The 2,550-nt window shown below is 73.8% G+C and carries 3 protein-coding genes; all 3 read left to right on the top strand.

From position 1 onward, the window contains the following. The first annotated feature begins 193 nt into the window (after positions 1-193). On the top strand, positions 194-739 hold the full coding sequence (gene def / locus E7Z54_RS02260; RefSeq protein ID WP_136431389.1) for a peptide deformylase: 546 nt from the start codon (positions 194-196) through the stop codon (positions 737-739). Next, on the top strand, positions 736-1,677 hold the full coding sequence (gene fmt, locus E7Z54_RS02255; RefSeq protein ID WP_136431388.1) for a methionyl-tRNA formyltransferase: 942 nt from the start codon (positions 736-738) through the stop codon (positions 1,675-1,677). The genes def and fmt overlap by 4 nt, the downstream gene beginning before the upstream one ends. 122 nt (positions 1,678-1,799) lie before the next feature. After that, on the top strand, positions 1,800-2,550 hold a 751-nt coding region (locus E7Z54_RS02250), incomplete at its 3' end, for a transcription antitermination factor NusB (RefSeq protein ID WP_276606193.1).

Here is a 2,550-nt window from a genome sequence, read left to right as displayed (position 1 = left end):
CTGGGACCGCTGCCCGCCGAGGAGGCCGACGAGGAGCGGCTCGTCGTCCGGGTGCCCCGCGCCCAGGGGGCCGCACTCGCCCGAGCGCTGGCGGAGGCGCAGCGGCTGCGGTCCGCCCGCAAGATGGAGCCGGTCCGAGTTCAGGTCGACCCGCCCGAACTGTGAGCACGCCCGCTCTCACTAGACTCGCAGCGTGGCCATCCGACCCATCCGCCTCTTCGGCGACCCGATCCTGCGCAAGCCCGCGATCGAGGTCGTCGACTTCGATGCGGAGCTGCGCCAGCTGGTCACCGATCTCACCGACACCATGCTCGCGGCGCCCGGCGCCGGTCTCGCCGCGCCGCAGATCGGGGTCGGTCTGCGGGTCTTCACGTGGTACGTCGAGGGCGAGGCGGGTCACCTGATCAACCCGCAGCTGAGGCTCTCGGAGGAGATCCAAGACGGTCCGGAGGGCTGCCTGTCGCTGCCCGAGCTCACCTACGACTGCCGGCGCGCCCTCTCCGTGGTGGCCTCCGGGTTCAACATGCACGGCGACCCGGTGACCATCGAGGGCTCGGAGCTCCTCGCCCGCGCCATCCAGCACGAGACCGACCACCTCGACGGCATCCTGTTCATCGACCGTCTCGACCCGGAAGCCCGCAAGGCGGCGATGCGTGAGATCCGGGAGTCGGAGTGGTTCGGCCTCGAGAGGCCGACGATCAAGGTGTCCCCACACGCCACCGGCGGGTTCGGCCTGTGAGGGTCGTCTTCGCCGGAACACCCGAGGTCGCCATCCCAGCGCTCGACGCGATCGCCGAGTCTCGCCACGAGCTGGTCGGCGTGGTCACCCGGCCGGACGCACCGTCCGGCCGCGGCCGCAGGCTCGCCCCCAGCCCGGTCGCGCTGCGGGCCGAGGAGCTCGGGCTGCCGGTGCTCAAGCCCAGCCACCCACGGGAGCCGGAGTTCCACGAGGCGCTGCGCGAGCTGGCACCTGACTGCTGTCCGGTGGTGGCCTACGGCGCCCTCATCCCGCGCAGCGCGCTGGACATCCCGCCGCACGGCTGGGTCAACCTGCACTTCTCGGTGCTGCCTGCCTGGCGCGGCGCCGCTCCGGTACAGCACGCGATCTGGGCCGGCGACGAGGTCACGGGCGCAACGACGTTCCGGATCGTCGAGGCGCTCGACGCGGGGCCGATGTTCGGGGTGATGACGGAACGGGTCCGACCCACCGACACCGCCGGCGACCTGCTCGCTCGGCTTGCCGAGGGTGGGTCCGGACTGCTCGTGGCCACGCTCGACGGCATCGAGGACGGCTCGCTCGAGGCGCGTCAGCAGCCCGTGGACGGGGTCAGCCTGGCGCCCAAGATCACGGTCGAGGACGCCCGGGTGGACTGGGCCGAGCCGGCCGTCGGGGTGGACCGCCGGATCCGTGCCTGCACGCCCGGCCCGGGCGCCTGGACCACCCTCGGCGGCGAGCGGGTGAAGCTGGGCCCGGTCCAGCCGGTGCCCGGCACACCCGGCGACCCGAAGTCCGACCTGTCGCCCGGGGCGATCCGGGTCGGCAAGAACGAGGTCCTCGTCGGCACGGCCACGACACCCGTCCGGCTCGGCGAGCTCAAAGCCTTCGGCAAGAAGCAGATGGCCGCGGCCGACTGGGCCCGCGGCGTCCGGCTCCCCGAGGCGGCGAGCTTCGAGTGACCAGGTCGTCCGGGTCGTCCGGGTCGTCAAGATCGTCCGGGTCGTCCGGGTCGCGACGGCGGACGGGACGGCCCCCGCGTCCGGCGGATCCCGCACGCGCCGCCGCGCTGGAGGTGCTGCGCATGGTCCGCACGGAAGGCGGCTACACCAACCTGGTGCTGCCCGCCGTGCTCGCCAAGCACGGCCTCGACGGGCGGGACGCGGCGTTCGCCACCGAGCTCGCCGCAGGGACCATCCGGCGCCAGGGGACCTACGACGCCGTCCTCACCGCCTGCATCGACCGACCGCTGCGCAAGGTCGAGTCCGCGGTCCTCGACGCGTTGCGCTTGGGCGTCCATCAGCTGCTCGGGATGCGGGTCCCGGCGCACGCGGCGATCGACACCACGGTGGGCCTGGTCCGCACGAAGGTCGGCATCGGTGCGGCCGGCTTCGCCAACGCGGTGCTGCGCACGGTCGGCTCCCGGGACCTGGACGGCTGGCTCGCCGAGGTCGCGCCGGACCCGGCCGAGGACCGCAACGGTCACCTCGCCGTCGTGCACAGCCACCCGCGCTGGGTCGTCGACGAGCTGGAGATCGTGGTCGGCGAGGAGCTGCCCGACCTTCTCGCCGCCGACAACGTGCCCCCACGTGTCACCCTGGTCGCCCGCCCCGGACGCTCCACGCGCGAGGAGCTCCCGGGCACGCCGACGCCGTACTCGCCGTACGGCGTGGTGCTCGAGAGCGGGGACCCGGCGTCCGTGCCGGCCGTGGCCGAAGGTCGGGCCGGCGTCCAGGACGAGGGCTCGCAGCTGGTGGCCCTCGCGCTGGCGAGCGCTCGCGTCGAGGGCCGTGACGAGCGATGGCTCGACCAGTGCGCCGGACCGGGCGGCAAGT

This window comes from Nocardioides sp. (assembly GCF_004803405.1).
GTDB lineage: Bacteria > Actinomycetota > Actinomycetes > Propionibacteriales > Nocardioidaceae > Nocardioides > Nocardioides vastitatis.
Note: the sequence above shows the minus strand (reverse complement) of the source record. Positions and strands in the feature narration are given on the sequence as shown.